Origin of the sequence: Diplocloster agilis, assembly GCF_019042275.1 — a bacterium.
GTDB lineage: Bacteria > Bacillota > Clostridia > Lachnospirales > Lachnospiraceae > Diplocloster > Diplocloster agilis.
On the sequence record NZ_JAHQCW010000001.1, the window covers coordinates 316,988 to 343,260 of the forward strand.

Genomic DNA, 26,273 nt, shown 5'->3' on the forward strand with positions numbered 1-26,273 from the left:
ACCTGTAAATCCATATCAGATCTACAGGCTGCTTCAGTGCGGGAAAAGGGACTTGAACCCTCACGTACATTCGTACACATGAACCTGAATCATGCCCGTCTGCCAATTCCGGCATTCCCGCAACTCACGAAACATATTCTATCGTTTCTTGAGCAAAATGTCAATGCTTTTTTATAAATTTCTCCAAAATATTTCCTAAGTCCAACAAATTCCGCCGGAAAGCAGGAATTCTTAAGGGTTGTTATTTTATGACAAACTTTCTCAATTTTCTTCTTGACTAATGCAGACGCATTTGTTAAAATATCACTTGTGGCAATCACATAACTGCTTTGTCACAGAAACTGCGGGAATGCCGGAATTGGCAGACGGGCCAGACTAAGGATCTGGTGATCGCAAGGTCGTGAGGGTTCAAGTCCCTTTTCCCGCATGAATGGAAAGCCGATTCTGTATAATCGGCTTTTTTCTTTGTGATACTACAAATGATAAACATGTTTCGTGATCAGTTGAATGTCAGGAATGAAAATGATGAAAAGTACGGATAACAGATTTATTAAACAAGCCGGAATTCTTGCCGTGGCCGGAATCCTCTGCCGGATTATCGGTATCCTTTACCGCAGTCCGCTGACGAATATTATCGGAGACGAGGGAAACGGTTACTACAGCTCCGCTTATAACATCTATACGATCATATTGCTGGTTTCTTCTTATAGTATACCTTCCGCGATTTCGAAAATCATATCCCAGCGCCTGGCCCTGAAGGAATATCGGAACGCCCACAGGATTTTCCGCTGTTCCATACTTTATGTGGTGATAGCCGGAATCATCGGCAGTCTGTTTGCCTTTTTCTGCGCGGATTTTCTGGTTGGAAGCAACGCGGTTCCCGTACTGCGTATTTTTGCGCCCACAATTTTCCTGTCGGGACTATTAGGCGTGCTGCGGGGATACTTCCAGGCCCACGGCTCCATGGTCCAGACCTCCGTGTCCCAGATCCTGGAACAGATCTTAAACGCCGTAATCAGTATCCTAGCCGCCTATTTGCTGATTCAAAGCTTTACCGGCGCGGATATGACGCAAAAAGCGATCCGGGGAGCTTCCGGAAGTGCGCTGGGTACCGGCGCCGGGGTCTTAACCGCCCTGATATTCGTCTTTGCCGTGTACATGTTCAACCGCCGTACGATCGTCCGCAGAATTGAACGGGACACCGGCCACAAGACCGAATCCTACCGGGAAATCAGCAAAATAATCCTGTTCATGGTAACCCCGGTTATCCTTAGCACTTTTATTTATAATTTCAGCACCTCTTTAAATCAGACGATCTACAGCAAAATCCTGGAGAGTACGACCGCTCTCACGAATGCGCAGATCGCCACCTCCTATGGTATCTTTTCCGGAAAGGCCATTGTAATCACCAATATTCCGATTGCCATCGCTACCGCTATGTCCTCCGCCATGATCCCTTCCATCTCCGGGACTTATGCCCTGGGGGATTCGGAGCAGACCAACGCGAAGATCAGCAGCGCGATCCGCATCACCATGCTGATCGCTATTCCCGCTGCCGTGGGGATGACGGTGCTGGCCCGCCCCATCGTTCAGCTTTTGTTTCCCCAGAAATCCTCGTTGGATCTGGCGGCCAGCCTGCTGCGCTGTCTTGGGGTCACGGTAGTCCTGTATTCCCTGTCCACGCTTACCAATGCGGTGCTGCAGGCTGTGGGAAAAGTAAATCTGCCGGTGCGCAATGCCAGTATTTCTCTTGTAATTCAAACCGTCGCTCTTGTGTTGCTGTTATATTTTACCGACGCGGGACTGTATGCTCTCGTTGCAGCCACCATCGTCTATTCCCTGTTTATGTGTATCTTTAACGGAATCTCTGTACGCAATTTTCTGGACTACCGCCAGGAGATCGGCGATACGTTTCTAAAGCCTGTCCTGATTTCCATCGTGATGGGCGGCATCGCCTGGGCTGTATATGCGGGATGCGTCCGATTCATACACAGCAACACCATCAGCCTGTTCTTGTCTATCGCTGCCGCCGCTCTGTTCTATTTTCTGATGATTCTGAAGCTGCGTCTGTTGAATGCCGCGGATCTTGGCCGCAAAGGTGATAATTAGCCTTGTTTTAGACGACATATAAGATTTTCATATCTTTTAAATACCGTCCGATCAGACTGCGCAGGTAAATTTCTCCGTCCTCCCGCAGTTCTTTTCGGTAGCAGTATTTTCCTCTTCCCCGCCCGGTCATCTGCTCTTTTTCATAGAGATTCACCGCCTTGGGAAAAGCCTCTGTGTTAATCGCGTTCTGCACGAAGCTGTAGGTCATAAAAATGATTTCTATCACCGCTTCCTTTTTTACCCGTTCCGTCAATTGATCCGCCATCTGCCGGATCAGCTGTTCATACAGCGTCTTCCATCCCTCCACCATAATGACAGGGGCTATGAGAATTCCCACCCGGTATCCCGCGCCGCACACTGCATTTAACGCCCTGATACGGGCATTTAACGGCGAGGTCCCGAATTCCACCGTCCGGATGATTTCCTGCGGATTCAGACTCATTCGGATGATCACCCGGCGCTTATGGTCCAGTTCCAGGAGGGGTTCTACCATATCAAATTTTGTGGGAAATGTCAGGATGCCGCTGGGATTTTTCACAAATTCCCGGATCGTCCACTCTAGATTTCCAGTTATGGTATTTTCCAGGATCAGATCACTGTTGCTGCCAATCTCATAGACCATCTCCCGATCCGCCCGCTGCGCATGCCGGATCAGCCTCTCCAGCATCTGCTCTCTGTTTACAAACACTCTCAGATACGAACATTTATTATAATTGCAGACCAGATAACAGTACAGACACATGGCGGTGCACCCGGAGGAGGTATAGGGTACCAGATAATCGGAAACCTTATGATTCTCCACATACCGGTGCGTCTTTCTGATCCCAACGATCAGATACTGCTTCATCTTCCCGAAATCTTTATTGGGTCTTTTACGCATTTCTTCTATATTATTATGGTTCTCAATGGGAATCCACTCCGTATGGGTATACTTCCTGCGCAGCTCTTCTCCCAGTTTATACGCAAGCGCCGCTTTTTCATAGTAAATGACTTCTGGGAACAATCCATCGCCTTCTTTCCTCTTTTGCTTAGTATGTGAGGCTGCTGCTATTCTCATACCCGGCCGACGAATTTATCATTCAGGCGCTTTTAAAAAAGTGCTTGCAAAACATTTTTAATGGAGTTAAGCTTGCATTCAAGAACGTTCTTAATTATTTTTAAGGAGAATAAAATGAATGGATAATAAAGAATTACACAGCTATATTGCAGAGCATCAGGATAACATATGCGGCATCGCCGCCATGAAAAATGGAGAAATGGCGTACAGCGACTATTGGCATGGCTTTAAGCCATCTGATACCGTACATGTTATGTCTGTAACAAAAAGCGTTGTATCTTTACTAATAGGAATTGCAATAGATCAGGGTTTGATTTCCGATGTCCGGCAGCATGTGCTTGATTTTTTCCCCGAATATAACATAAAGCGCGGAGAAAAAACAATACAACAGGTTACCCTAGAACATCTGCTCACCATGACAGCTCCATATAAATACCGGTCTGAGCCTTGGACAAAGGTCTGCTCCAGTGATGACTGGACCAAAGCCGCATTGGATTTGTTGGGCGGAAAAGCAGGTTTGACCGGCTCTTTCAAATACTCTACCCTTGGTATACATATACTGACAGGGATTCTCGCAAAAGTAAGCGGTATGAAAACCGTGGATTTCGCAAACCGGTTTCTCTTCGGACCATTGGGCATATCCCCATTTCATCAGTTTGAAGCGGAGTCTGCTCAAGAACACAAGGCGTTTACCATATCAAAAGAACCGAAGAAAAACATTTGGTTTACGGACCCCCTGGGAGTAGGAGCCGCCGGATTCGGACTTTGCCTGTCTGCGGGGGACATGGCGAAAATAGGACAGCTCTGTTTAAACAAAGGCGTCTGTAACGGAACAAGCGTTGTCTCCAGCGAGTGGATCGCAAAGAGTACAAAGCCACGTATAAAATGTGACGAACACTTTGCAAACATGCAGTATGGATATTTGTGGTGGACACCTGATCCGGACCGCTCTGCCTACGCGGCGCTGGGAAACAGCGGCAATGTGATCTATATCAATCCCCAAAACAATACCGTTATTTCCGTAAGCGCGACCTTCAAACCGTCTATTTATGACCGGGTACCATTTATTCAGGAATTTATTGAACCAATGTTAAATCAATAAAAGCCTCCAGAATGTCAAATAACACTTTTGAATTATAGAAATCATAATTGCAAAATACAAAGCCGCAGAAGCATCCTATTTATGAATGCTCCTGCGGCTTTGCGGCTTATCTTTGCGGCTTATAAATCCATAATCAGCTGATCACCAAATACAGATTTCCAATCCTCCGTGAAGTCATCCACCGCCTGCTGGATCGACGGCATGCTGAACGCCCCCTCGATAATATCAATACCCATGGTGGCCGTCTGGGCGCCTGCCATGAACGCTTCGTTTACCTGGCCCATATTCTTAAAGCTGGCTGCCAGAATCTTGGTGGAATATCCGTAGTCCCTGATCATTTTAGCGAATGAGCCTACTACATCTTTGGCGTCTATCCCCATATTCTCCATACGGTTATAATAGGGAGCGATATAATCAGCGCCCGCCTCCATGGCCAGGAAGCCCTGCATCTTGGTGTAAATAGCGGTCGCCGTTGTATTCACGCCTCTTCCATGCAGCTTGCGGATCACTTTCAACCCTTCCAGGGTGACCGGAACCTTGATATAAACCTGATCGTCCACATTTTTCAGAATCGCCTCCGCGTCCTTCATCATCCCTTCATAGTCCTGGGCGGTCACCTGGATATGTAAGGTTTTATCCAGACCGATGATAGAACGTATCTCGCGCATATGAGCAAAGAAATCAATTTTCCCCTCTTTTTTCACAATACTGGGATTCGAGGTAACTCCTGTGATCGGGATAAATTCCCCATATTTTTTGATCGCCCCGATGTTCGCTGTGTCAAATAAGTATTCCATGCTGTTCCATCCTTTCCTTTTTGCATTTCTATTTTAATTTTTATCATTACTGCCATTCACATATACGCTTTACTCCACGGTCAATACCTGTACCCCTGCCCCGGTCAGATATTCTCTGATCTCTCCAGGTATGCCGGAATCCGTTATAACCACAGAGACCTCCGACGGCTTTAAAAAAGATACCGTGCCAGCCCGGGTAAATTTCTCCGCGTCCGCTAACACGACCGTCCTATGCGCCGACTCAGCCATCGCGCGTACCGTGTCCGCCCGCACCAGATTATCGCCGGTGAAGCCGTTCGTCTCCGAAAATCCATCGGTTCCCACGAAAATCTTATCGACACAGAACTGCTGTGCGCACATCTTCGTCAACGGGCCGACCATCGCCTGGGCTCTGGGCTGATAATCGCCTCCCAAAAGCGTAACTTTTACTCCGGGAGCGTCTTTTACATAAGAAGCCAGATAGGCCGAATTCGTAATGATCGTAACCCCTCTTTTTTCGTAAGCCAGTAATTCCGCCAGCAGCATACAGGCCGATCCGGATTCGATCATCACCGTCTCCCCGTCCTGCACAAGCTTCGCGGCGCTCAAAGCGATCTTCCGCTTAATTTCATAATGAAAGGCCATCCGATAGTTGATATCGTCCTCCGCATTGAGCACCGCGTATCCCCGCTCCCGCTTCAGTATCCCTTTATCCGCAAGGACATCCAGATCCTTGCGCACGGTAACCTGAGACGTGTGCAGCAGCTCCGCCAGCTTGGATACTTCGATTTTCTTATGGATACTGACCAGTTCAATGATTCGGATATGGCGTTCTTCCATTGGGCATTACTCCTTCTTATTTTCTTATATTATATTATTCCATTACATAAATGTCAACAATAACTTTCGTACGAAAGTTTCTGTTTTACATATGCTTTACATTTATTCCTTTTGTTGGTATAATAGCACCAGATTCAGTATCGTAATGCTGCAGACAAATCATCATGCAAGGATAAGGAGGATTACTCTTGAAACAATATTTAATCGCCCACGACCTGGGAACATCCGGCAACAAAGCTTCCCTTTTTTCTACGGACGGAGAATTGATCCGAAGCTACACCCATCCCTACAACGTCCATTTCTTTTCATCCAACTGCGCGGAGCAAAATCCGGAAGATTGGTGGGAGGCCGTCTGTGTGTCCACCAGGGAAATCCTGCGGGATACAGATCCGGGACAGGTTCTGGCCATATCCTTTTCCGCTCAGATGCAATGCTGTCTGGTCGTGGATCAAAACGGAGCTCCCCTCAGACCCGCCATCATCTGGGCGGATCAAAGGGCCGGAAAGGAAGCTGATCTCTTAAGCCGCCGGGTCGGTTCCGACCGGATGTACGAGCTGACCGGCCACCGGGTCAGCGCCTCCTACAGCATCGAAAAACTCATGTGGATCAAAGATCATGAACCGGAACTCTATGAAAAAACCTACAAAATGCTCCAGGCTAAGGATTATATCATCTACCGGCTCACCGGCCGTTTTGTCACCGACTATTCCGACGCCTCCGGCACCAACGCTCTGGATCTGAAGGCTCTTGACTGGTCCGGTGAAATACTGGACGCAGCCGGGATCTCCAGGGATAAACTGCCTGAATTGAAACAGTCCATTGATATCGCCGGCCCGCTTACCCCGGATGCCGCCCGTGCCCTTTCTCTGACTCCGGACACCCTGGTCGTATGCGGCGGCGGAGACGGCCCCTGTTCCGCTTTGGGCGCAGGCTGTATCAAACCGAACCAGATGTTCCTGACCTTCGGCACGTCCGCCTGGATCGGCGGCACCACCCCGGAGATGTTCGTAGATCCGGATCAGACCCTCTTCTGTTTCGCCCACGTCATTCCCGGGCAGTACATGCCCTGCGGAACCACCCAGTCGGCCGGAAGCGTCTACTCCTACATCCGCAAGTCCCTTTGCGCTGCCGAGACCGAGGCAGCCGAGGAAGCCGGTCAGAACCCTTATGACTATCTGAACAGTCTGATCGCCTCCTCCCCGGCAGGTGCAAAGAACCTGATCTTCCTGCCCTACCTGTTAGGGGAGCGGAGTCCCCGCTGGAACCCTGACACCGCCGGAAGCTATATCGGTATCAAAATGCATCACACAAAGGCGGATTACGTCCGGGCCGCAGTAGAAGGTATTGCCATGAACCTGGAATTGATTCTGGCCGCCTACCGGCGTTCCCTGCAGGTGGATCACCTGATTCTCACAGGCGGAGGCGCCAAAGGGGACATCATCGCCCGTATCCTCTCCGATGTGCTGGATGTCTCCCTCACCCGCCCGGATCACATGGAGGAAGCCACCTCCATCTCCGCCGCCATGATTGCAGGCGTTGGAATCGGAATCTATCCGGATTTCGCAGAGGTATCCCGTTTTCTGCACACAAAAGATACCTTCACTCCCGTACCGGAAAATGTGAAGGTTTATCATCAGCTCAAGCCTTTGTTTGACCAGGGATATGACGCTCTTAAAGGACTGTTTAAAGAATTGAGTAAGATATAGGACAAAAGAAAAGGGCCAAAGCCGGTATGCAGATATACCAGAGACATCCGCAGACATCAGGCTTTGGCCCGGAAGAACAGAACAAACTATTTCTTAATCAACAACGATTTTCCCGTCATTTCCGCGGGCTGCTCCATTCCCATCATTTCGATCAGGGTAGGTGCGATATCCGCCAGACATCCGCCCTCCCGGAGCGTATAATCTTTCTCATAGTTCACCAGGATGAAGGGAACCGGATTGATGGTATGGGCGGTGAAGGGATCGCCGGTGTTATAATCCACTAATTGTTCCGCGTTTCCATGATCGGCGCAGATAAACATCTGTCCGTTTACTTCCATCAGGGCATCGTAGGCTTTTCCCACACACTCGTCTACCGCTTCCACCGCTTTGATGGCGGCAGCTTCCACACCGGTATGTCCTACCATATCCGGATTGGCGAAGTTGATGATGATGACGTCGTATTTGTCCGACTTGATCGCCTCAACCAGCTTATCGGCTACTTTATAAGCGCTCATCTCGGGCTGGAGGTCGTAGGTTGCAACCTTGGGGGATTTTACCAGGATTCGGTCTTCTCCCTTATTTGGCTCTTCTACTCCACCGTTGAAGAAGAAGGTAACATGCGCGTATTTTTCCGTCTCTGCGATTCTGGCCTGGGTCATGCCGTGGGCCGCCAGGAATTCGCCAAAGGTGTTGGTGATCTCAACTTTATGGAAAGCGACGATCTTATTCGGGATCGTAATATCGTATTCGGTAAAGCAGACGTAGGTGAGATCCAGCTTCTTTTCCCTGTCAAAACCGCTAAATTCATTATCGCAGAAAGCTCTGGTGATTTCTCTCGCTCTGTCCGGGCGGAAATTGAAGAAGATGACGGAGTCTTTGTCCTGTATCGTGGCTACCGGTTTTCCATTTTTCATCACTACGGCCGGAAGCACAAACTCGTCGTTCTTACCCTCGTCATAGGAATTCTGTACCGCTTCGGGCGCATTGTCCGCCGGCACTCCCTCGCCTTTACAGAGCGCTTTGTAGGCCAGTTCCACACGGTCCCAACGGTTGTCACGGTCCATAGCGTAGTAACGTCCCATCACCGTCGCGATCTCGCCGACGCCGATTTCTTTCATCTTCGCTTCTAACTGCTCCACATAATCTTTTCCGGATGCCGGAGGAGTGTCTCTTCCGTCCAGGAAACAGTGGACATACACCTTATTGAGGCCGTGCTGTTTCGCCAGCTTCAAAAGGCCGTACAGATGGGTATTATGGCTGTGAACCCCGCCGTCCGACAAAAGCCCGAACATGTGAAGGGCTGAGCCGTTCGCCTTGCAGTTTTCCACAGCTTTTAATAACGCCTCATTTTTAAAGAAATCTCCGTCCTGGATTTCTTTCGTAATCCTGGTCAGTTCCTGATAGACAATCCGGCCGGCTCCCATATTCAGGTGACCTACTTCTGAGTTGCCCATCTGGCCTTCCGGAAGACCGACTGCCATACCGCTGGCATTTCCTTCTACGAACGGATATTCTGACATTAACTTGTCCATAACCGGGGTGTTAGCCTCAGCAACCGCATTTCCATCTTTACGGTCATTTAATCCGTAACCATCTAAGATCATTAATACAGTTGGTTTTTTACTCATTTTGATTACTCCTTTTCTATTATCACATCGTTATCAATATAACACATAACCTATGCCAATTACAAGGAATTACGTAAAAAAAGCCCTTTCCATACCAGGTGAGGCATATTCCCATAGCAGTAACTCTGCCCGCCTGCCGTATATTAAAGGCTATAAAACAAATACAAATAAATATCCTGTCAATTGGCCGGAGAACCTCTCTTGGACCAATTGACAGGATAACTTAATTTCTTTTCTATCGTATGCTGTTTACTCCGGCGCGTATTCTTTAGAGAAAATTTCAGATCCATCGTTATTCAGATACTGAACAACAACTACCGGGTTATCTACTTTTACTTCTTTTTTCAGTTCTTCGGCTACCTGAATAAAAGCATCTTTCTGCTGATCCATTGCAGCTTCAAGGGATTCTGCCATACCCGTCGGGTCTACCTGCTGATCCAATGTGTATGCATAGATAAGTTTTTCCCCGTCTGCTTTAATATCAACGCTCATTCCTGAGCCTGCCAATGACTCTTTGACTGTCTCAAGTTCTGTCTGCATTTCATCGGAAGCGACAAACTCATCCAAATTATCGAACTTCTTTCCACATCCTACAACGGTTAATGTCATAGCAAGGATCAAAGCCATGACGATGATACGTGACACTTTCTGTTTCATTTTACTTACCTCTCTTTTTTTATTTTATGTAATTTTTGCATCTCCTGACAGGCTACAAGCCGACATTTTCTTACAAAGTCATAATAAACAAAATCTCCTGCCAATGAGTCCTTCGCATATCGCTCGTTCTCATTGACAGGATATTCTTTTCTCTTTCGTTATAAATGAATATTCGTACTTTTGCTTTATTAAATCTTCTGCTTTATTCGTACTCTTGCTCAATAATCAGCTATTCACGATGTCGAAAAGGATGCAAAGGATTACCGTTCTAAAAGGAAAGACCATTATTTATTATAATTTACAATCTTTCCAAAATCGGGTTTTAAAGAAGCTCCGCCTACCAGACCGCCGTCGATATCGTTCTGGGCAAAAAGTTCCGGAGCACTGGAAGCAGATACGCTTCCGCCGTACTGGATACGGATCGCTGCTGCGGTAGCTTCGTCATAGATCTCGCCAATGCATGCACGGATCGCTGCGCATACTTCCTGCGCCTGCTCTGTGGTAGCGACTTTACCGGTACCGATGGCCCAGATAGGTTCATAAGCGATCACAGCCGTCTTAGCCTGATCTGCGGTAACATTCAGGAAAGCGATCTTGATCTGCTGACGGATCCAGTCGATGGTGATGCCCTGCTCTCTCTGAGTCAGGGATTCGCCGCAGCAGACGATGGGGGTAAGTCCATGCTCGAATGCTTTCAGGACTTTTTTGTTCACGGTCTCATCAGTCTCTGCGAAGTATTCTCTTCTCTCGGAATGTCCGATGATGACATATTTTACACCAACGTCGGTCAGCATGTTGGGAGCGATCTCTCCTGTGTAAGCGCCGCTCTCTTCGTAATACATGTTTTCCGCACCGATCTCGATGTTGCTTCCCTTAGCTGCTTCCAGGCAGGGGATGATATCGATGGCAGGTACGCAGAATACTACGTCTACCTCTTCGTTTGCTACCAGAGGTTTTAACTCATTTACTAAGGCAACGGCCTCACTGGGTGTTTTATTCATTTTCCAGTTGCCTGCGATAATTTTTTTACGCATATTAAAATTCTCCTTTTATCTTTCAGATCTGCTATTATTTGTCGTTAGCCGCCACTACGCCGGGAAGTTCCTTGCCTTCCAGGAATTCTAAGGATGCGCCGCCGCCGGTGGAAATATGGGTCATCTTATCCCCGAAGCCCAGCTGGTTAACCGCTGCTGCGGAATCTCCGCCGCCGATGATGGTCGTTGCGTCCAGATCAGCCAGAGCTTTGGCTACCGCGATGGTTCCGGCTGCGAAGTTGGACATCTCGAATACGCCCATGGGGCCGTTCCATACCACTGTCTTAGCGTCCTTTAAAGCGTCCGCGTACAGAGCCTGCGTCTTCGGTCCGATATCCAGGCCCATCTCGTCTGCCGCCAGGCTGCCTTCTACCACACGGAAGGAAGCGTCGTTGGAGAACTCTTTTGCCGCTACGGTATCTACAGGCAGTAATAACTTCACGCCTTTTTCCTTTGCTTTGTCGATCATTTCTTTTGCGTAATCCAGGTAATCGTCCTCAACCAGGGATTTTCCGATCTCTTCGCCCTGCGCTTTCGCAAAGGTATAGCACATTCCGCCGCCGATGATCAGGGTATCGACTTTATCCAGCAGGTTGTTGATAACAGAGATCTTACTGGAGACTTTGGAGCCGCCCAGGATCGCTACGAAAGGTCTCTTCGGATTGTCCACAGCGTTGCCCAGGAAGTCGATCTCTTTCTGCATCAGATAACCTACAACCGCAGTATCCACATACTGGGTAACTCCTACGTTGGAGCAGTGCGCACGGTGAGCGGTACCGAACGCGTCATTTACGAACACGTCGCACAGGGAAGCCAGATCTTTGCTGAAGGCTTCGCCATTCTTAGTCTCTTCCGCGCGGTAACGGGTATTTTCCAATAATAAAACATCGCCGTCTTTCATGGCTTCCACGGCAGCTTTTGCGTTGGGTCCTACTACTTCAGGATCAGCGGCAAATTTTACTTCCTGACCCAGCAGCTCGGTCAGTCTCTTGGCAACCGGCGCCAAGGATAATTCCGGCTTCGGCTCACCCTTCGGTTTTCCAAGATGAGAGCAGAGGATCACTCTTCCGCCGTCGGCGATTAATTTCTTAATCGTGGGCAGAGCGGCTACCAGACGGTTCTCGTCCGTGATCTTTCCTTCCTGCAACGGTACGTTAAAATCGCAGCGGCAGAGAACTCTCTTGCCTTTTACGTTGATGTCATCTACTGATTTTTTGTTTAACATAGTATATTCCTCCTCGAATCGCAAAATTTACGTTTTAGTAGGTAATAAAACCGAAAAACGGGTCCGGCCCTTCGTTAGACCGGACCCATAATCGGATCTTATATATTGATATTCGTTTCTCCGACGGATAATTATGCTAATTCAGAGAAGTATTTGATGGTTCTAACCATCTGGCTGGTGTAGGAGTTCTCGTTATCATACCAGGATACACATTTCACTAATGTGTTGCCATCTCCCATATCCATAACGGTGGTCTGGGTAGCGTCAAACAGAGAACCATAGGTAATTCCGATGATATCGGAGGATACCAGCTCGTCCTCGGTATATCCGAAGGAATCGGAAGCTGCTGCTTTCATAGCTGCGTTGATGTCGTCTTTGGATACAACGCCTTCGCAAACTGCTACTAACTGAGTCAGGGAACCTGTGGGAACCGGAACACGCTGTGCACAGCCGTCCAATACGCCGTTTAACTCAGGAATAACAAGGCCGATTGCTTTTGCAGCGCCGGTGGAGTTGGGAACGATGTTCACAGCTGCGGCACGGGCTCTTCTTAAATCGCCTTTTCTCTGAGGTCCGTCCAGAGTCATCTGATCTCCGGTATAAGCGTGGATCGTGGTCATATAACCTTTTTTGATCTTCGCTAATTTGTTCAGAGTATCTGCCATGGGAGCCAGGCAGTTGGTGGTACAGGAAGCAGCGGAGATAACCGTATCTTCTGCTTTCAGTGTGTCTTCGTTTACGCTGTATACGATGGTAGGAAGGTCGTTTCCTGCAGGAGCAGAGATAACAACTTTTCTGGCACCAGCTTTAATATGAGCTTCGGATTTTGCTTTGGAAGTAAAGAAACCGGTACATTCCAGAACAACGTCTACACTCAGCTCGCCCCAAGGCAACTCTTCGGGATTCGCTTTTGCGTAGATTTTGATCTCATGGCCGTCAACAACGATGGAATCTTCTTTTGCTTCAACCTTGTCAGCTAACGCATATCTTCCCTGTGCGGAATCATATTTTAATAAGTGTGCCAACATTTTGGGGCTGGTTAAATCATTGATTGCAACAACTTCATAACCTTCTGCACCAAACATCTGTCTGAAAGCAAGACGACCGATACGTCCAAATCCGTTAATAGCTACTTTTACTGCCATAGTTTTAATTCCTCCTAAAGTTTATTAATTACCCTCACCGTGTGAAGCAACAGTGAATTTTTGAGTTTCCAACGATCAAAGTTGATTGTTAAAGAAATCTCAACCTATTTGATATTCTACATAATTTGTCCAGAAAATTCAAGTGCTATTTAAAAATAATTGAATACTCACCGAAGATTGGCGAATCCGCAGAATCCTTTGGCCTTTTTACCGCTTTCTCCGGTATTATTGCATAAGTGCGTTTCCCTCTTCCATCTGCCGGATTTTCTTTTCCCCGGAGTCGGTCAGGTTTTTCAGCCCGTCGATCACGTTCTTCATCTGCGGCAGCGCCTGCTGCTTATAGGCGTTGATCGCGTCAAACGCGTCGAAGGTGTCCGCAAACGCGGACCGCAGATCATCCACAGAGAGGCTGGCTTCCATAGAACGCTGCTGGATCTCGGCTCCCTGTTCCTTCAGCATCCGGGCCGTACTGGCGATCATGCTACTGGTGGTCTTATTTAACGCTTCCACCTTTTCCATCACGATCTTCTGATTATACAGGGCGGAGGCCACCGTCACCGCAACCCGAAGCGCCGACACCGTCACATTCTGCGCCCGTTCCACTGCGCGGATCAGCTCCTTGTTATTTCTGCGCAGAATCTCCATCGCTACGATTCCCTGCTGATTCACCGCCAGCAGCTGCTGGAAATCCATAATCTTCTGCCGGAGCGGGAACTGGATCTCCTCCTCGGCAAATTTGATCTTTTCCGCCTCCATATTGGCCGCCTTGGCGTTGTCGATCTCTTCCGTCAAAGCGTCGTCCATCCGGATGCCAAGCTCGATGTTCTGATTCAGCTTGATCGTCAGATCCCGCATGGCCACCTGCTCGATCTCCAGGGTGGTATTGTCCCTCTTCAGAATATTCTTTCCTTTTTCCAGGGATTCCAGGATATCGTGAATCATGTCATCCGCTTTCTGGAACCTGGCAAAATAGTTCCGGATCGGATTAAATATCTTGCCCAGCACCCCTTCTCTGGTAAAATCCAGAGCCGACGGGTCCAGCTCCTTCATCTTCTGCTGCAGTTCCACCAGTCCGGTAACCACTTCCCCGTTCTGAGACCCCATCTTGCTGAGCTCCCCGATCCGCACCTGAAGCAGTTCGTTCTTCTTTCTGGACTGGGTGACCACATCCATGCCAAAGGATTCGATGGAATCCACGTACTTTCTTCTGTCCGCCAAAGATCCCAGATCTACCGCCAGCGCTTCCTGCGCGTTCTGCTTTGCCACATCCAGGATCAGCTCTTTTTTCTCCTGCGTGGGCGCAAGTTCCTGCACCACCTCTTTCTCGATCACCTTTGTATCCGGTATTTCCATTGAAAATGCCATCCGTTCACCCTCCTACATCTGTGCGTTAAACAAGTTTTTCAGCTTATAGATTACATCCTCCGTCTCCGCGTTAATGCTGGCGGCCTCATTGATAGAGGAAATTTTCTCCAGCGCCGCGATATCCGCATTGTAGCCGATCGTATATACCGGAATCGCATAGGTCTCCAGTATATCCCGGACGTCATTCAGATTATAACCCGTGTTGGAATCTCCGTCGCTTAGCACAAACAACATGGGCTTCGCGTCCGGATGTTCTGTCAGCGCTTTCTCCAGCATATCGACGCCGACGGCGATGCCGTCAAAGGTAGCGGTGCCTCCCGTTGCGATCAGGTCGGAAATCGCCCCTTTAAAATATGCCTGCTGGTTCAGATCGAACTGTCCGACCGGCAGATTCACATACACGTCATTATTATAGGAAACCATTCCCACATAATGGTCCGACTTAATATACTGCATACTGTTGATCATGGATTCCTTCAGCATATTCAGGGGCGCCCCGTCCATACTGCCGGAGATGTCGATGACGAACACGGCCACGATCGGCGTCCCCACGTCCTTATTTTCCTTCCAGAGCTTCTGGGCCTTAATCAGCGTGTCCCCGTCAAATTCCGGCGTCTCGCTGACATACTCATCCAGATTGTTAAATCCGTACTCCGAGGCCAGCTTCTGGTTTTCATCGGTCAGGCAGAAACCCTTGAACATGTTCAGCAGCTGTTTCTTATCCTCCGATAAGGTACCCACCGCGTACAGCGGCTCATCATGGCGTACGCCAAACGGAGTGAAAATATATTCCCGCTTCAGGTCCGGCAGGTTCGCGTAGCTTTGGTATTCCAGAATAAAGCCGTCCAGCGCGCCTGACTCCGCCGCGTCCCGCATCTGCATCGTAGTGTAGGAGACAAACGGGATATTTGTCTGGAAGCTGTTAAAGCCTTCCACCGCCGCATCGCTTAAAATATTATTATTATCATATGTATAGAGGGTGTTAACCAGGAAATTCAGACCTGCGGAACTGGCGAACGGATTCGTATACCCCATAATAATCTCTGCGTCGATCGTCGCCTGGGTAATCGTCTTCATATTAATCGCGCCATACTTATCCATCAGCGCATTGTACTTGTCTTCTTTTAAGAGTACGCCGGCCACATTCCCCGCCAGCCGGTCCGTAAGCATTTCCACCGGCACTCCCTCGGCCTTGATCATCTCACCCCAAAACGTATTGGAAGGAGAAATGGCATCCGGCACATATTTTCCAGAGGAAATATATTCCACCGCGGTTCCGGAAGAAACGTTGCGGATTGCCACCGAAACCGGCTGCCCGTTTACTTCATACCCCTGCTGGTTAAACTTCTGCGCCACTTCGTTAAACCATCCGTCCGTTCCGTCTCCCGCCTTCTCCGGCGAAGACATGATCTCCACGTACAGATCCGTCGCCGGCTGTACGGTCAGCGGATAGGTCTTAATATCCGGCAGTTCATCCTGCAGGGAAGTGGTGCTTAACTCCACCGCCTCTTTTCTGGCCGGCACTTCCTTTGCCTCGATCTTCTTCACCATCTTCTCAAGCTTCTTGTCCGCGGACTCCTGGGATATGGCGGACGATGATTTTCCCAGATTCCTGGTCAGGAACAGACCGCCCAGTACTGCCGCGAATACCAGAATGCCAACCGCGGCAATGATCACAATACCCTTATTCTTCTTCATGCCTATTCTCCTCTACTTGTAATATTTTGTATGCTCAATCAAGCTGTTAATCTCCTGAATCGCCGGCAGTTCTTCCAATGTACCGCTGTCAATATCATCTAACTTCGAGATCTCCAGGATCAGCCCGTCTAACTTTAACAGTATATCTTCATTCATGTCTATCGTACTGTGCACATAATCGATATGTTCCTTGCAGATCTCCAGGATCCTAGCCGCGCTCTCCGACGCTTTCCCCGACGTTCCTCGCAGCGCGCTGCGGTAATCCTCCTCGTCAAACAGATTCATCCGGTTAATCATCTTCTTCACATTATCATAGAAGATCTCCGACGCGCCCCGGATCGCATTCTGAAACTGCTGATAAGCCATCTCCCCCTCCGTAAAATACTGAAGCAGAATGACGTTCAGCACCTCCGTCTTCTTCATCATCTTTTCAATGCACTTCTCCATATGATCCGTCTCATCCTCAAAGGTCCTCTTTTCTGAGTCCTTAAGCACATCCAGATAGTCCTCCGGCTTCGCGAATTCTTCCTTCCGGTAAATCTGTGTCTTATTCCCCTTAAATATAATCCGGTAATTCCCATAACAAAAAACGAGCAGGCTCACCACAACAATCGTAATACACAAGGCCCGCACGATCAGACTTTCGCTCTCCCACAGGTTTAACATCCCCTCTGAGAATACGACGATATTAAAAAGCACAATCCCCAAATTCAAAAACACCAGCTTAATGATCTGTTTCTGCGACAATTCAAGACCTCCCTGAAGCTTTTCTCCCGTATCCGAATACCGGACTTACTATGTTTTCAATTATAAAGCACCCCTAAAAACATTACAACCTAAATTTTTCTGGGTGGGAGTCTGTAGGGGTCCGGGAAGAGAGGGCTGCGGCGCCGGACCGGCGGGGGGAAGCTCGTGGGGCCGAATCGCTTCGGATGGGCCTAAGAACAGGTAACTCCGATGGAGGGAGAACCTCTTATTGGCAGGGCCTGGAACAAACTCGCCAGAGTACGGCTCGTACAGTGTTCCAGGCCCTGCGAGGTTCTCCCTCCATCTGCGTAACCTGTTCTAAGGCCCGTCCTCAAGCGATTTGGCCCCACGAGCTTCCCCCCGCCGGTCCGGCGCCGCAGCCCTCTCTTCCCTGCTTTGTTGCAGGCTTATTGGCAGATATATGCTTTACTTACTTTACTTATATAGTAGTGGCTAGTTCTTTGTTGAGAAAAAAGGGAAGGGAATGTATAATGGATAGAGTCATAGGCGAGGTGAATTGTGATGCAAAGGATTTTGATTGTGGAAGATGATTTGGAAATCAATGGTTTGCTGGCTGGTTTTTTAAAGGATAACGGGTATGAGGTTTTTTGTCATTATGACGGCCTTCATGTGTTAGATTGTCTGCGTGAGAATAGAATTGATTTGCTGATTTTGGATCTTATGCTTCCCTATAAGAGCGGGGATATTGTTCTCTCGGATATACGCAAGTATTTTACGATTCCTGTTATTGTTATTTCCGCCAAGGAGACGACACAGAATAAGATTGATTTATTGCGGCTGGGCGCGGATGATTATATTACAAAGCCGTTTGATATGGAAGAGGTTCTTGCCAGAATAGAGAGTAACCTGCGCAGGGTGCTTTTTCAGGATAGCTCTCAGGTTGTGTTACAATATGAGGATTTGGTATTGGATGTTGATAAGAATACGGCTTTTGTTCGGGGGATGGAATTATCCTTGACGGCGAAGGAGTTTTCTATATTGGAACTGCTGATGAAGTATCCGGATAAGGTTTTTTCAAAAGCAAATCTTTTTCAGAGTGTTTGGGGCATGGAGTATGGCACTGAGGATAACACTTTGAATGTGCATATCAGCAACTTGCGGAATAAATTAAAGAGTTTTTGCCCGGAGAAGGAATTTATTGATACTGTCTGGGGCATTGGCTATCGTTTGCATAGAGCTAAGGGGTAATCCCTTGGCTTTATGTTTTTATGTTTTCTTTATGTTTTTATGTTTTCTTTATGTTTTTTTGTTATCATTTAAGAATTTCTTTAGGGGTTTTCTTTATACTGGGGGAAGTAAAGGAGGTTTTGGTCATGGGTTCTGTTATTTTAGAGGCACAGGAGTTGACAAAGGAATATAGGCACGCCATCGCTTTAGATCATATTAACTTACAGATTGAAAAAGGTAAGATTTATGGATTTATTGGTCGGAACGGGGCGGGGAAAACCACTTTTTTGAGGTTAGTCACTGGTCTGGCGTTTCCCAGCGGCGGTACTTTGGCTTTGTGGGGAAAGACGGGGATGGCAAAGCTTCAGGAGCAACGGAAACGGATTGGGTGTATGATTGAAACGCCGGCGCTATTTCCTGCCATGACGGCATATCAGAATATGGAGGTGCAGCGTATTCAGCGAGGTATTCCCGATAAAGCAATCATTGATAAAACTTTGGAAATGGTTGGTTTAAAGGATACCGGAAGAAAAAGTGTCCGCAATTTTTCTTTGGGTATGCGGCAGCGTTTGGGTATCGCGATCGCACTTTTGAATACGCCGGAATTTTTAATCTTGGACGAACCGGTCAATGGGCTTGATCCTGCCGGTATCGTGGAGGTTAGAAATCTGCTCAAATCCTTGAATAAAGAATATGGGATGACGATTTTGATTTCCAGCCATATTTTAGAGGAATTATACCAGACTGCATCCGAGTTTCTTTTGATTGATAAGGGCAGAATCATAGAAGAAATCTCTGAACATGAGTTAAACGAAAGGTGTAAACGGCATATCGCAATTAAGACCGCAGATGTGCAAAAAGCTTTGTTGGTTTTGGAAGAAAAACTCGGTACGGATCATTTTATGCTTGTGTCAGATGATACGATTCGTTTGTATGATTATCTGAATGATGTGGAACGGGTTGCCGCCGTTTTAGCGGATGCGCATATTCTTGTTACGGGGTTATCCATATCCGGCGATACCTTGGAAGATTATTTTTTAGGGAAGATAGGAGGAATGAAATATGTCCAATCTCCTGAAAGCTGAATTTTATAAGCTTTTCCATAGCCGGTATTTTTGGGGGATAGGACTGTTCAATTTCTTGTTAAGCAGTATATTGTTGTTGGATAGTTATGGGGAAACCGCTAATCTGTTTTTGGCGTCTTTGTATAATATCCCGCTGCTTTATTTTTTGACAATCGTTTTTGCCGCGTTATTCGTTGGAAATGATTTTGAACAGAGAACCTTGTATTCCTATATAAGCGCCGGGCAGGAAAGAGGCTGTGTGTTATTTGTGAAAACTTTGGTGTATGAAATTGCCTGTTTTGTAATTTTGGCGTTTCCGCTTCTTATCCATGGGTTGGCCGGTCTTCTTTTCCTCGGCGAAGCGGTTGGCTTTACCGGTCCTGTATGTATCCGCACGATTTTGATTGTGGTTTGCGTATTGGCTATGTGCATGCTTCCGCTTCTATTTTCCTTTATCTTCCGGGACATAGGGAGAACGTTAGTGGTTCCTATGGTTATCTTTTTCCTGATGATCTTTTTGATGAACGGGGAACATGCGCGGCTGGTCACAAGCTTATTGCCAATGGGGCAGCTTCGCCTTTTGTCCTTGCAGCAGCCGCCGTTAAGCGCGGTGCGGTTTATGGTGACAGACTTTTTATGGATTTTTATTTTATATTTTTTCGCATACTTTGGATTTTGCCGTTCTGATTTAAAATAGCGGGGAGGTGTTTTGCATGGGTAATTTATTGAAAATGGAGAGATACCAATTATTACATAATTATTTTTATTGGTGTGGGATCATCGGTATCTTTCTCCTGGGATTTTTAACAGCAGATACTTATGTTCCGGAAGTTATGGGACCGGCGGGCGGGGCGGCCGCTTCCCTATCGGATATTTTTAATGGAATGGTTTATGATTCTACCTTTCTTCTCATTATCATATCGGGCATCCTGTCTCTGATTTTCGGGCAAGAATTTTCCCACCGGACGATCGGTCTGGAGGTTAGCGCCGGACATTCCAGAAAAGCGATTTTTCTAAGTAAAGTAATTGCCTATTTGTCTGCCTTTCATATCATGGCTCTGATCTATCCGCTTGCCGGGTGTATAAGAGAATTTTCAAGATTTGGAATAGAGGATGCCGGAATCGTATTTTATAATGTATTTAAGGCAGTTGTCTACTCTTGCTTATTAAACAGCGCAACATTTCTTATGGCAATCCTTATTTGCTGCTATTTACGCAGCTCGGTTAAGGCGGTTGCCGTTACCGTGATTGTCACCTTTGTGCTCAGCCTATACCTTGGATATGGTATGATGCTGAAACTGCCGGTGGATTTTTTGCCCATTTATCAAATAAGAACGGCTGTTAGTACGGGAAAATTATTCCAGTTAACGGCTATTCTAATTGCCGGGATATGGGCCAGCATTCTGATATTCCTGGCATGGACGAAGTTTCGTAAATGTGACCTTACCTAAACGCAGAGGAGGTGTCCGGCATAGAAGGATTCGCATTGATTTCGGCAGGGCTATTTTTGCTCCTGCTGTGTAAACATATCAGATTGAAAAAACAGATCCGAAGCCTTTCGGAGCAAATGAGAGAATGGACTTGCGGCCATACAGAAAAAATGGTGGACATTTCTCTTATTGATAAAGACTTGGAGCGTCTGGCCGGGGTACTGAATCTGTACAATGCGAAACAACGACTGGCAGTATCAGGCGTGCTTAAACATGAAGAACACTTGAAAGAATCGATTGCCAACATATCCCACGACTTACGCACTCCTCTGACAGTCATACTCGGACACCTGCAATTATTAAACAAAGAACATATGCCAAAGGAGCAGAAAAGACGGGTTGAAACCGTTCTAAACAAAGCGGAACGAATGAAAGAGTTAGCCGAAGCCTTTTACGATCTTTCGGTATTGGACACAGAGCAGAAAAGTCCTCAAAAAGAGAATTTTAACTTCTCCAATTTAGTGATGAACCTTGTTACCGAAAATTCCCCTGCTTTGGAACATAAGAATATTCAGCCGGAAATCGCTATGCCGGAGCATTCCGTTTTCCTATATTCGGATCGGAGCATGGTTGAGCGGATTCTGCAAAATCTGCTGACAAACGCAATACGCTACTCAAACGGTACACTAGAAATCTTTCTCAGACAATCAGCAGCAAGCAAAATCACGTTCCAAATCAAAAATACGGTGGGTAATGCGGCAGAGATAGATGTTTTGCGCTTGTTTGACCGGTTTTATACCGCTGATCAGTCAAGAAATAGCAGCACCGGTCTTGGGCTTGCCGTAGTAAAAACGCTTACGGAAAAATTAGGCGGCAGTGTTGAGGCTGAATTACAAGAGGATACGCTAATTATAATCCTAAAGCTTTAAAGCCCAAAATCCTTTTACTCCTTTTGTCTGTGGTTTAAATTTTTTAATAAGAGAGCTGATATACAACCGCATAAAACCAATATGCCCAAACTGCAGCCGCGACTTTGAATCGTTGTTTCATAGTAACCGGAAACGCCAAATATTGCGGTGATAGGATAAAATGTTTTTAATGCATTGGACATACTCATAAATAGTCCCGAAAACGAATAAACTTCGGCTAAAACCAGCGCTAACCAGTAACTCTTTTTCAGGTATGGCACAAGCGCAATAATAGGGGAAACCGCAAAGAATACGCCAATTCCTTCCAGCAGATACATTTTCAAAAAATCAGAAAATACCGCCATAGATAATGCCGAAAAATGTAACGCTGCTTCTGTCAAAAATGTAATCAGAAAGAGCAATAAATAAATTAAGATACTAAATAGCAAAGCAACCGTCATTTTTGCAACCGTTAATTTTATTTCGTTCACCGGTATAAGCTGTAAAGATTTAAGGGTATCGTCCTGTTCTTCACGGCAAATCATATAACTCCCCAAAAGGGCAATCACAGCCGGAAGTACAAACATGGTTGCCCACACCTGTGTAATTGTCATATACCAGCCAGCTGAATTTATTGCTAACTGACCGGTAATTCCACTCACTAAAACAATAACTGCTATTAAAATAGTTGCGAAAATGGTAAACATAATGATATTGGAACGGCGGAGCTTTTGAAATTCCGCCCACAGTAGTATTCTCATTTTCCCACCTTACTTTCTCTTGCTTAGTCTTAAATTAGCAAATAAAACGGAAGCAATCCCCCACACGCAAATGCTCAAAAGTTCAAGCGGCACACTGCTTTGCGGAAGCGTCATACCAGGAACCGCTCCATTTCTTGCGATAATTACCATGATACAGGAAATAGGATGCAGCCAAGTATTCACCGGTGTTATCAAAAATCCGGCAAACACATAGAGCAATGTAATACAAATAGGAAAAATATAACCCTTTTGGGAAGCAGATACCGCTAAAATAGGAAGGATCGCAATTGCGGTCAAAACAGCAATTTCAAAACATCTTTCTAATAAAAATAAGATACTGCTCCACTCAACCACTACATAGTTGGGAATTACACCGAACAACACAGTAGCAAATGCATTGATAAACATAAAACAAATGGAATACGCCAATACAACAAAGAATTTACTGAAAAAATATCCCATTTTGCTTACCGGCACAATCCAAAGCTGTTTCAGCATATCGTACCTATTTTCGTCGTGCATTAGCATAGTGCCGAACAACCCCAGAATAAAGGGCAGTATAATAAATGATGTATAGCCAAAAGCCGACCACTTATAAAATAATCTGGGGTCAATATTTGTTTGTCCCAAGTAGCCAAAATACAAAAAGGCGAAGAAGGGCATAACAAAAGCGGATACTAACATCACCCAGACCGAGTTTTTACGGCGTAACTTGCAAAATTCGATTCGAACCAGCCTAAGCAATGCCCTCACCCCCTGTAATCTTTTTAAAATAATCTTCTAAGGTATCATTACAAATTCCGGATCTGATGACGGTTATCTCTTCCATGACAAGAGCTTTGTTGACTTCCCCCATATTTAATGTCGTATCATAAATTCTCACTGTTTGTTCATCCTGAACGGAATAGTCTTTCACATGAAAACTACGTTCTAAAATCAGTATTGTTTTCGGAATATCTGAAACCTGCAATAAAATATATTTGCCGTTTCTTTTTTCTAATTCGCGCATACTGCTTTCTTCTAATAAAACACCCTGATCAATAATACCGATATCATCCGCAAGCACTGATATTTCTGAAAGAATATGAGAAGAAATTAAGATTGTTTTTCCGTGCTCTACGCTTAATGCCTTTATGAACTCGCGGACCTCTGCAATGCCGATAGGGTCAAGTCCATTGGTAGGCTCATCTAAAATCAATAGCTCCGGGTCATGCAATATCGCATTTGCTATACCCAAACGCTGTTTCATGCCAAGAGAATAGTGAGCAAAAGTCTTTTTATCTTTATATGGTAACCCTACAACTTCTAAAGCGTTTTTTACAGCATTGGGAAAAGCGGTCCCCCGCAACCTAGCAAAAATTTCTAAGTTTTCTGTTCCGGTCAAATTGGGATAAAAACCCGGAGTTTCTATAATCGCACCAATCCGAGAATATATTCTCTTTGCATTTCCGCCGATCTCTCTTCCAAAAACCTCTGCGCTGCCGGAAGTAATCGGGGTCAATCCCAGGATCATTTTCATTATCGTTGTTTTACCGGCGCCATTACGCCCCAGCAAACCATAAATACGGCCTTTCTGCACATGAAGACCGACCTTATTTACTACGGTCTGTGTTCCATATTTTTTAGTTAATCGCTTCGTCTTTATCACAGTATCATTCATATAGATATCCTCACTTTCATTTACTGTTTTGAATAATGGCAAAACTTTGGCATGTCATGACCGCCTACAATTGAGATTATAACGTCTAAACCTTGCCAAAACCTTGCCGTAATCTTGTTTTTATCTTGCTTTCCTACGGAATAAACCGGAGGGCTTTTATTCCCTAGGCGCACATTCCCATGGAATAAAAAGATAGCCCTGCGTTCTCACAGGGCTTTTGGAAATGATATCACAAATTCCGTTCCACGATCAAGGGCGCTGTTCACAGTAATGGTTCCTTTATGCGCATTGACAAGCTCCCTTGTAATTGCCAAACCTAAACCGTTTCCTTTGGCAGAACGAGAATGATCACATTGATATAATCTTTCAAATATGTGCGGTAGCTTATCGGAGGCAATCCCCTTTCCATTATCAGCTATGATGACCTTCACTCGCTGCTGCTCTTTTGCAATCCGCAATATTATTTTGCTTCCTCCACTATGAACCATGACATTTTGCAACAGATTATTGATCACGCGGGTATATGCGTTGCTATCCATTCGTACCGGATACTCTTCCTCCGGTATATCAATCTCATATTCAAAATGGCTGTTTTCCAATACCAAAATCCAGTCAGCCATGATGTTACGGGTTATCTCATTCAGATCAGAAACCTCAAAATGGAAAACCTGCTCTCCAGAATCTAACTTTACCCATTCAAACAGATGTTCCACAAAATGTTTCAGGTACTGCGCCTTTTCGTGTGCAACATGGATATACTCGTCTTTTTCTTTTCCGGTTACAAGTTGGCTTTCGACAGCCTCTAGATAACCAACTAAAGAAGCAAGCGGAGTTTTTACATCATGGGAAAGACTTGTCATTAGCCGTTTATATGCTTGCTCAGACTGTTTTTGATGAATCAGTTGTGATTGGCTATTGATCGCTATTTGGTTGATATCATAACAAATCTGTTTCGTCCTGTCATTTTCTTGTACCAGAATACGCCGATTCAGATTACCTGCTTTCATATCGGCAAGCACATCTTTAATAAAAGAAATTTGTTCATTTATATGCTTCAGTTTATAAATAAGACAAAAAATGAGGAGAAGCGCCAAAACAAGGAGAATAAGCAGACAGGTATTCATACCCAAGCCTCCTTATTAAAGCGATAGCCCACGCCCCGGACAGTCAAAATATAAAATGGATGTTCGGGGTCTGATTCAATTTTCTTTCTTAGTTTGCTGATAAATGACATAATATTGCTATCGTCAAAGGCATACTCTTCTTTCCATACTTGCGTATAAATTTGCTGTTTCGTAAATATACGCCCCCTATTAGAAGCCAGAAAAGTAAGCAGATCAAACTCCTTGCTTGTAAGTTCAACAGAAACATGGTTAACCAGAACCGTACGATTTGCTTTATCAATAACCATACCCCTCAACACCATACAATCCTCATCCTCATTAAAAGTAGGATTTAAGGTAGTATAACGACGGATAAGCGAATTCACACGAGCCATAAATTCCTTGATACCAAAAGGCTTTGTCAAATAATCATCTGCTCCTAAACGCAAGCCGGAAACCTTATCCTCCTCGCTGCTCTTTGCCGTCAGCATAAGAACAGGGATATTACTTGTTTCCCTAATTCTTTTCAGCACCTGAAACCCGTCCATACCGGGCATCATTACATCTAAAATTACAAGTGAAAATAAATTATCATATTTCTTATCATCAAAATAATGCAATCCCTCCATCCCCCCATGTGCAATCACAGCAGAAAGATCCTCTTGCTCCACACATTTTTTCATCAAAGAACAAAGTTCTTCATCATCATCTATAATCAAAACACTTTCCATATCATAACTCCTCTCTATTTATCCCACAAAATCTAGCCTTTCATCAACATCTCCCACCAAATACATCTCTCACCAAAGCCGGAGCATGCAGGGCAAGGATCGGGGATGGGATTGGCCTTCCTCCGGGCGGAACGGCTCTGCGCTTCAGGCTTAAGCTTGACGGGCGCATGTCTGCCGGGTGCTCCCCGAGCCGGGGGATTTTTGTGTCACCCTGGGAGCGCATAGGGCGGGCTGTGTATCCGCTTAGTGAAATCGAAAAGCCGGGTTCAGGATGCACGGCGGACTTCACGTCCGACGGGCAAGAGCCTCTGAACCGGGAACACATCACGTGTTCCTGGT

General features: G+C 46.2%; 24 protein-coding genes and 2 tRNA genes. 9 read left to right on the forward strand and 17 right to left on the reverse strand.

The annotated features are described in order from the left end of the window. Window positions 1-37 precede the first annotated feature (37 nt). A tRNA-Leu gene (locus KTH89_RS01335) sits at window positions 38-121 on the reverse strand. A 222-nt stretch (window positions 122-343) separates the two neighbouring features. Here KTH89_RS01335 and KTH89_RS01340 point away from each other — a divergent pair. Both KTH89_RS01340 and KTH89_RS01345 read left to right on the forward strand, forming a co-directional pair. Further along, window positions 344-427 (forward strand) — tRNA-Leu (locus KTH89_RS01340). A 95-nt stretch (window positions 428-522) separates the two neighbouring features. After that, the gene (locus tag KTH89_RS01345) at window positions 523-2,109 is read left to right on the forward strand and encodes a putative polysaccharide biosynthesis protein (protein WP_238720329.1); all 1,587 of its coding nucleotides are present in this window, start codon (window positions 523-525) and stop codon (window positions 2,107-2,109) included. Window positions 2,110-2,116: 7 nt separating this feature from the next. Here the strand turns inward: KTH89_RS01345 and KTH89_RS01350 are convergent, their stop codons facing one another. Then, window positions 2,117-3,112 (reverse strand): SPL family radical SAM protein, encoded by a 996-nt coding sequence (locus KTH89_RS01350; RefSeq protein WP_238720330.1) that lies wholly within the window; start codon window positions 3,110-3,112, stop codon window positions 2,117-2,119. A 172-nt stretch (window positions 3,113-3,284) separates the two neighbouring features. Between KTH89_RS01350 and KTH89_RS01355 the strand changes: the two genes are divergently transcribed. Continuing rightward, entirely contained in the window at window positions 3,285-4,268 is a 984-nt protein-coding gene (locus KTH89_RS01355) for a serine hydrolase domain-containing protein (RefSeq protein WP_238720331.1), read from the forward strand. Window positions 4,269-4,387: 119 nt separating this feature from the next. Here KTH89_RS01355 and KTH89_RS01360 read toward each other — a convergent pair whose 3' ends face one another. Together KTH89_RS01360 and KTH89_RS01365 are read right to left on the reverse strand one after the other, a co-directional pair. Next, a complete protein-coding gene (locus tag KTH89_RS01360) occupies window positions 4,388-5,065 on the reverse strand; it encodes a fructose-6-phosphate aldolase (RefSeq protein ID WP_158346774.1) in 678 nt (225 codons plus the stop codon). Between the two features lie 69 nt (window positions 5,066-5,134). Continuing rightward, window positions 5,135-5,884, reverse strand: a complete 750-nt coding sequence (locus KTH89_RS01365) for a DeoR/GlpR family DNA-binding transcription regulator (RefSeq protein WP_238720332.1) — start codon at window positions 5,882-5,884, stop codon at window positions 5,135-5,137. A gap of 188 nt (window positions 5,885-6,072) precedes the next feature. On the opposite strand from KTH89_RS01365, the gene KTH89_RS01370 reads away from it, so the two are divergent. Then, the gene (locus tag KTH89_RS01370) at window positions 6,073-7,590 is read left to right on the forward strand and encodes a xylulokinase (RefSeq protein ID WP_238720333.1); all 1,518 of its coding nucleotides are present in this window, start codon (window positions 6,073-6,075) and stop codon (window positions 7,588-7,590) included. Window positions 7,591-7,676: 86 nt separating this feature from the next. Here the strand turns inward: KTH89_RS01370 and gpmI are convergent, their stop codons facing one another. The 8 genes from gpmI to KTH89_RS01410 all read right to left on the reverse strand — a co-directional run bounded on the left by gpmI (window position 7,677) and on the right by KTH89_RS01410 (window position 17,089). Beyond that, window positions 7,677-9,218 carry a 2,3-bisphosphoglycerate-independent phosphoglycerate mutase gene (gpmI, locus tag KTH89_RS01375; RefSeq protein ID WP_238720334.1) on the reverse strand — a complete coding sequence of 514 codons (1,542 nt, stop codon included), beginning with the start codon at window positions 9,216-9,218 and terminating at the stop codon, window positions 7,677-7,679. A gap of 249 nt (window positions 9,219-9,467) precedes the next feature. Beyond that, window positions 9,468-9,875: a DUF4854 domain-containing protein gene (locus tag KTH89_RS01380; RefSeq protein WP_158346778.1), complete on the reverse strand. Its 408-nt coding sequence runs from the start codon at window positions 9,873-9,875 to the stop codon at window positions 9,468-9,470. Between the two features lie 284 nt (window positions 9,876-10,159). Then, window positions 10,160-10,909 carry a triose-phosphate isomerase gene (gene tpiA / locus KTH89_RS01385; RefSeq protein WP_158346780.1) on the reverse strand — a complete coding sequence of 250 codons (750 nt, stop codon included), beginning with the start codon at window positions 10,907-10,909 and terminating at the stop codon, window positions 10,160-10,162. 34 nt (window positions 10,910-10,943) lie between these two features. Then, window positions 10,944-12,134, reverse strand: coding sequence for a phosphoglycerate kinase (locus tag KTH89_RS01390; RefSeq protein ID WP_238720335.1), 1,191 nt, complete (start codon window positions 12,132-12,134; stop codon window positions 10,944-10,946). 131 nt (window positions 12,135-12,265) lie between these two features. After that, window positions 12,266-13,279: a type I glyceraldehyde-3-phosphate dehydrogenase gene (gene gap, locus KTH89_RS01395; protein ID WP_158346784.1), complete on the reverse strand. Its 1,014-nt coding sequence runs from the start codon at window positions 13,277-13,279 to the stop codon at window positions 12,266-12,268. A gap of 225 nt (window positions 13,280-13,504) precedes the next feature. Beyond that, on the reverse strand, window positions 13,505-14,644 hold the full coding sequence (locus tag KTH89_RS01400) for a toxic anion resistance protein (RefSeq protein WP_158346786.1): 1,140 nt from the start codon (window positions 14,642-14,644) through the stop codon (window positions 13,505-13,507). A 12-nt stretch (window positions 14,645-14,656) separates the two neighbouring features. After that, complete coding sequence (locus KTH89_RS01405; RefSeq protein ID WP_238720336.1) at window positions 14,657-16,342, reverse strand: vWA domain-containing protein; 1,686 nt, start codon at window positions 16,340-16,342, stop codon at window positions 14,657-14,659. 12 nt (window positions 16,343-16,354) lie between these two features. After that, window positions 16,355-17,089, reverse strand: a complete 735-nt coding sequence (locus tag KTH89_RS01410) for a hypothetical protein (RefSeq protein ID WP_238720337.1) — start codon at window positions 17,087-17,089, stop codon at window positions 16,355-16,357. 522 nt (window positions 17,090-17,611) lie between these two features. Between KTH89_RS01410 and KTH89_RS01415 the strand changes: the two genes are divergently transcribed. The 5 genes from KTH89_RS01415 (at window position 17,612) to KTH89_RS01435 (ending at window position 21,700) form a co-directional block, all read left to right on the forward strand. Beyond that, window positions 17,612-18,298 carry a response regulator transcription factor gene (locus tag KTH89_RS01415; protein WP_238720338.1) on the forward strand — a complete coding sequence of 229 codons (687 nt, stop codon included), beginning with the start codon at window positions 17,612-17,614 and terminating at the stop codon, window positions 18,296-18,298. A 125-nt stretch (window positions 18,299-18,423) separates the two neighbouring features. Next, window positions 18,424-19,362 (forward strand): ATP-binding cassette domain-containing protein, encoded by a 939-nt coding sequence (locus tag KTH89_RS01420; RefSeq protein ID WP_238720339.1) that lies wholly within the window; start codon window positions 18,424-18,426, stop codon window positions 19,360-19,362. Next, window positions 19,340-20,038, forward strand: a complete 699-nt coding sequence (locus tag KTH89_RS01425; protein WP_238720340.1) for an ABC transporter permease — start codon at window positions 19,340-19,342, stop codon at window positions 20,036-20,038. Before KTH89_RS01420 ends, KTH89_RS01425 begins: the two co-directional genes overlap by 23 nt. Window positions 20,039-20,054: 16 nt before the next feature. Next, complete coding sequence (locus tag KTH89_RS01430) at window positions 20,055-20,792, forward strand: ABC transporter permease (protein WP_238720341.1); 738 nt, start codon at window positions 20,055-20,057, stop codon at window positions 20,790-20,792. Window positions 20,793-20,908: 116 nt separating this feature from the next. Then, window positions 20,909-21,700 (forward strand): sensor histidine kinase, encoded by a 792-nt coding sequence (locus tag KTH89_RS01435; protein ID WP_238720342.1) that lies wholly within the window; start codon window positions 20,909-20,911, stop codon window positions 21,698-21,700. 14 nt (window positions 21,701-21,714) lie between these two features. On the opposite strand, the gene KTH89_RS01440 is transcribed toward KTH89_RS01435, so the two are convergent. From KTH89_RS01440 to KTH89_RS01460, 5 genes are all read right to left on the reverse strand, one after another. After that, window positions 21,715-22,440 carry an ABC transporter permease gene (locus tag KTH89_RS01440; RefSeq protein ID WP_238720343.1) on the reverse strand — a complete coding sequence of 242 codons (726 nt, stop codon included), beginning with the start codon at window positions 22,438-22,440 and terminating at the stop codon, window positions 21,715-21,717. 9 nt (window positions 22,441-22,449) lie between these two features. Then, the gene (locus KTH89_RS01445; protein ID WP_238720344.1) at window positions 22,450-23,184 is read right to left on the reverse strand and encodes an ABC transporter permease; all 735 of its coding nucleotides are present in this window, start codon (window positions 23,182-23,184) and stop codon (window positions 22,450-22,452) included. Further along, complete coding sequence (locus tag KTH89_RS01450) at window positions 23,177-24,100, reverse strand: ABC transporter ATP-binding protein (protein WP_238720345.1); 924 nt, start codon at window positions 24,098-24,100, stop codon at window positions 23,177-23,179. Before KTH89_RS01450 ends, KTH89_RS01445 begins: the two co-directional genes overlap by 8 nt. Window positions 24,101-24,306: 206 nt before the next feature. Beyond that, entirely contained in the window at window positions 24,307-25,224 is a 918-nt protein-coding gene (locus KTH89_RS01455; RefSeq protein ID WP_238720346.1) for a sensor histidine kinase, read from the reverse strand. After that, window positions 25,221-25,934: a response regulator transcription factor gene (locus KTH89_RS01460; protein ID WP_238720347.1), complete on the reverse strand. Its 714-nt coding sequence runs from the start codon at window positions 25,932-25,934 to the stop codon at window positions 25,221-25,223. The genes KTH89_RS01455 and KTH89_RS01460 overlap by 4 nt, the downstream gene beginning before the upstream one ends. Window positions 25,935-26,273: the final 339 nt, after the last annotated feature.

Bases quoted from the DNA above. Each gene is read 5' to 3' on its own strand.
- KTH89_RS01345 (WP_238720329.1), top strand. From the start codon at position 523: ATGATGAAAAGTACGGATAACAGATTTATTAAACAAGCCGGAATTCTT.
- KTH89_RS01355 (WP_238720331.1), top strand. From the start codon at position 3,285: ATGGATAATAAAGAATTACACAGCTATATTGCAGAGCATCAGGATAAC.
- KTH89_RS01360 (WP_158346774.1), bottom strand. From the start codon at position 5,065: ATGGAATACTTATTTGACACAGCGAACATCGGGGCGATCAAAAAATAT.
- KTH89_RS01365 (WP_238720332.1), bottom strand. From the start codon at position 5,884: ATGGAAGAACGCCATATCCGAATCATTGAACTGGTCAGTATCCATAAG.
- gpmI (WP_238720334.1), bottom strand. From the start codon at position 9,218: ATGAGTAAAAAACCAACTGTATTAATGATCTTAGATGGTTACGGATTA.
- KTH89_RS01380 (WP_158346778.1), bottom strand. From the start codon at position 9,875: ATGAAACAGAAAGTGTCACGTATCATCGTCATGGCTTTGATCCTTGCT.
- tpiA (WP_158346780.1), bottom strand. From the start codon at position 10,909: ATGCGTAAAAAAATTATCGCAGGCAACTGGAAAATGAATAAAACACCC.
- KTH89_RS01390 (WP_238720335.1), bottom strand. From the start codon at position 12,134: ATGTTAAACAAAAAATCAGTAGATGACATCAACGTAAAAGGCAAGAGA.
- gap (WP_158346784.1), bottom strand. From the start codon at position 13,279: ATGGCAGTAAAAGTAGCTATTAACGGATTTGGACGTATCGGTCGTCTT.
- KTH89_RS01400 (WP_158346786.1), bottom strand. From the start codon at position 14,644: ATGGCATTTTCAATGGAAATACCGGATACAAAGGTGATCGAGAAAGAG.
- KTH89_RS01405 (WP_238720336.1), bottom strand. From the start codon at position 16,342: ATGAAGAAGAATAAGGGTATTGTGATCATTGCCGCGGTTGGCATTCTG.
- KTH89_RS01415 (WP_238720338.1), top strand. From the start codon at position 17,612: ATGCAAAGGATTTTGATTGTGGAAGATGATTTGGAAATCAATGGTTTG.
- KTH89_RS01420 (WP_238720339.1), top strand. From the start codon at position 18,424: ATGGGTTCTGTTATTTTAGAGGCACAGGAGTTGACAAAGGAATATAGG.
- KTH89_RS01425 (WP_238720340.1), top strand. From the start codon at position 19,340: ATGTCCAATCTCCTGAAAGCTGAATTTTATAAGCTTTTCCATAGCCGG.
- KTH89_RS01430 (WP_238720341.1), top strand. From the start codon at position 20,055: ATGGGTAATTTATTGAAAATGGAGAGATACCAATTATTACATAATTAT.
- KTH89_RS01435 (WP_238720342.1), top strand. From the start codon at position 20,909: ATGAGAGAATGGACTTGCGGCCATACAGAAAAAATGGTGGACATTTCT.
- KTH89_RS01440 (WP_238720343.1), bottom strand. From the start codon at position 22,440: ATGAGAATACTACTGTGGGCGGAATTTCAAAAGCTCCGCCGTTCCAAT.
- KTH89_RS01450 (WP_238720345.1), bottom strand. From the start codon at position 24,100: ATGAATGATACTGTGATAAAGACGAAGCGATTAACTAAAAAATATGGA.
- KTH89_RS01455 (WP_238720346.1), bottom strand. From the start codon at position 25,224: ATGAATACCTGTCTGCTTATTCTCCTTGTTTTGGCGCTTCTCCTCATT.
- KTH89_RS01460 (WP_238720347.1), bottom strand. From the start codon at position 25,934: ATGGAAAGTGTTTTGATTATAGATGATGATGAAGAACTTTGTTCTTTG.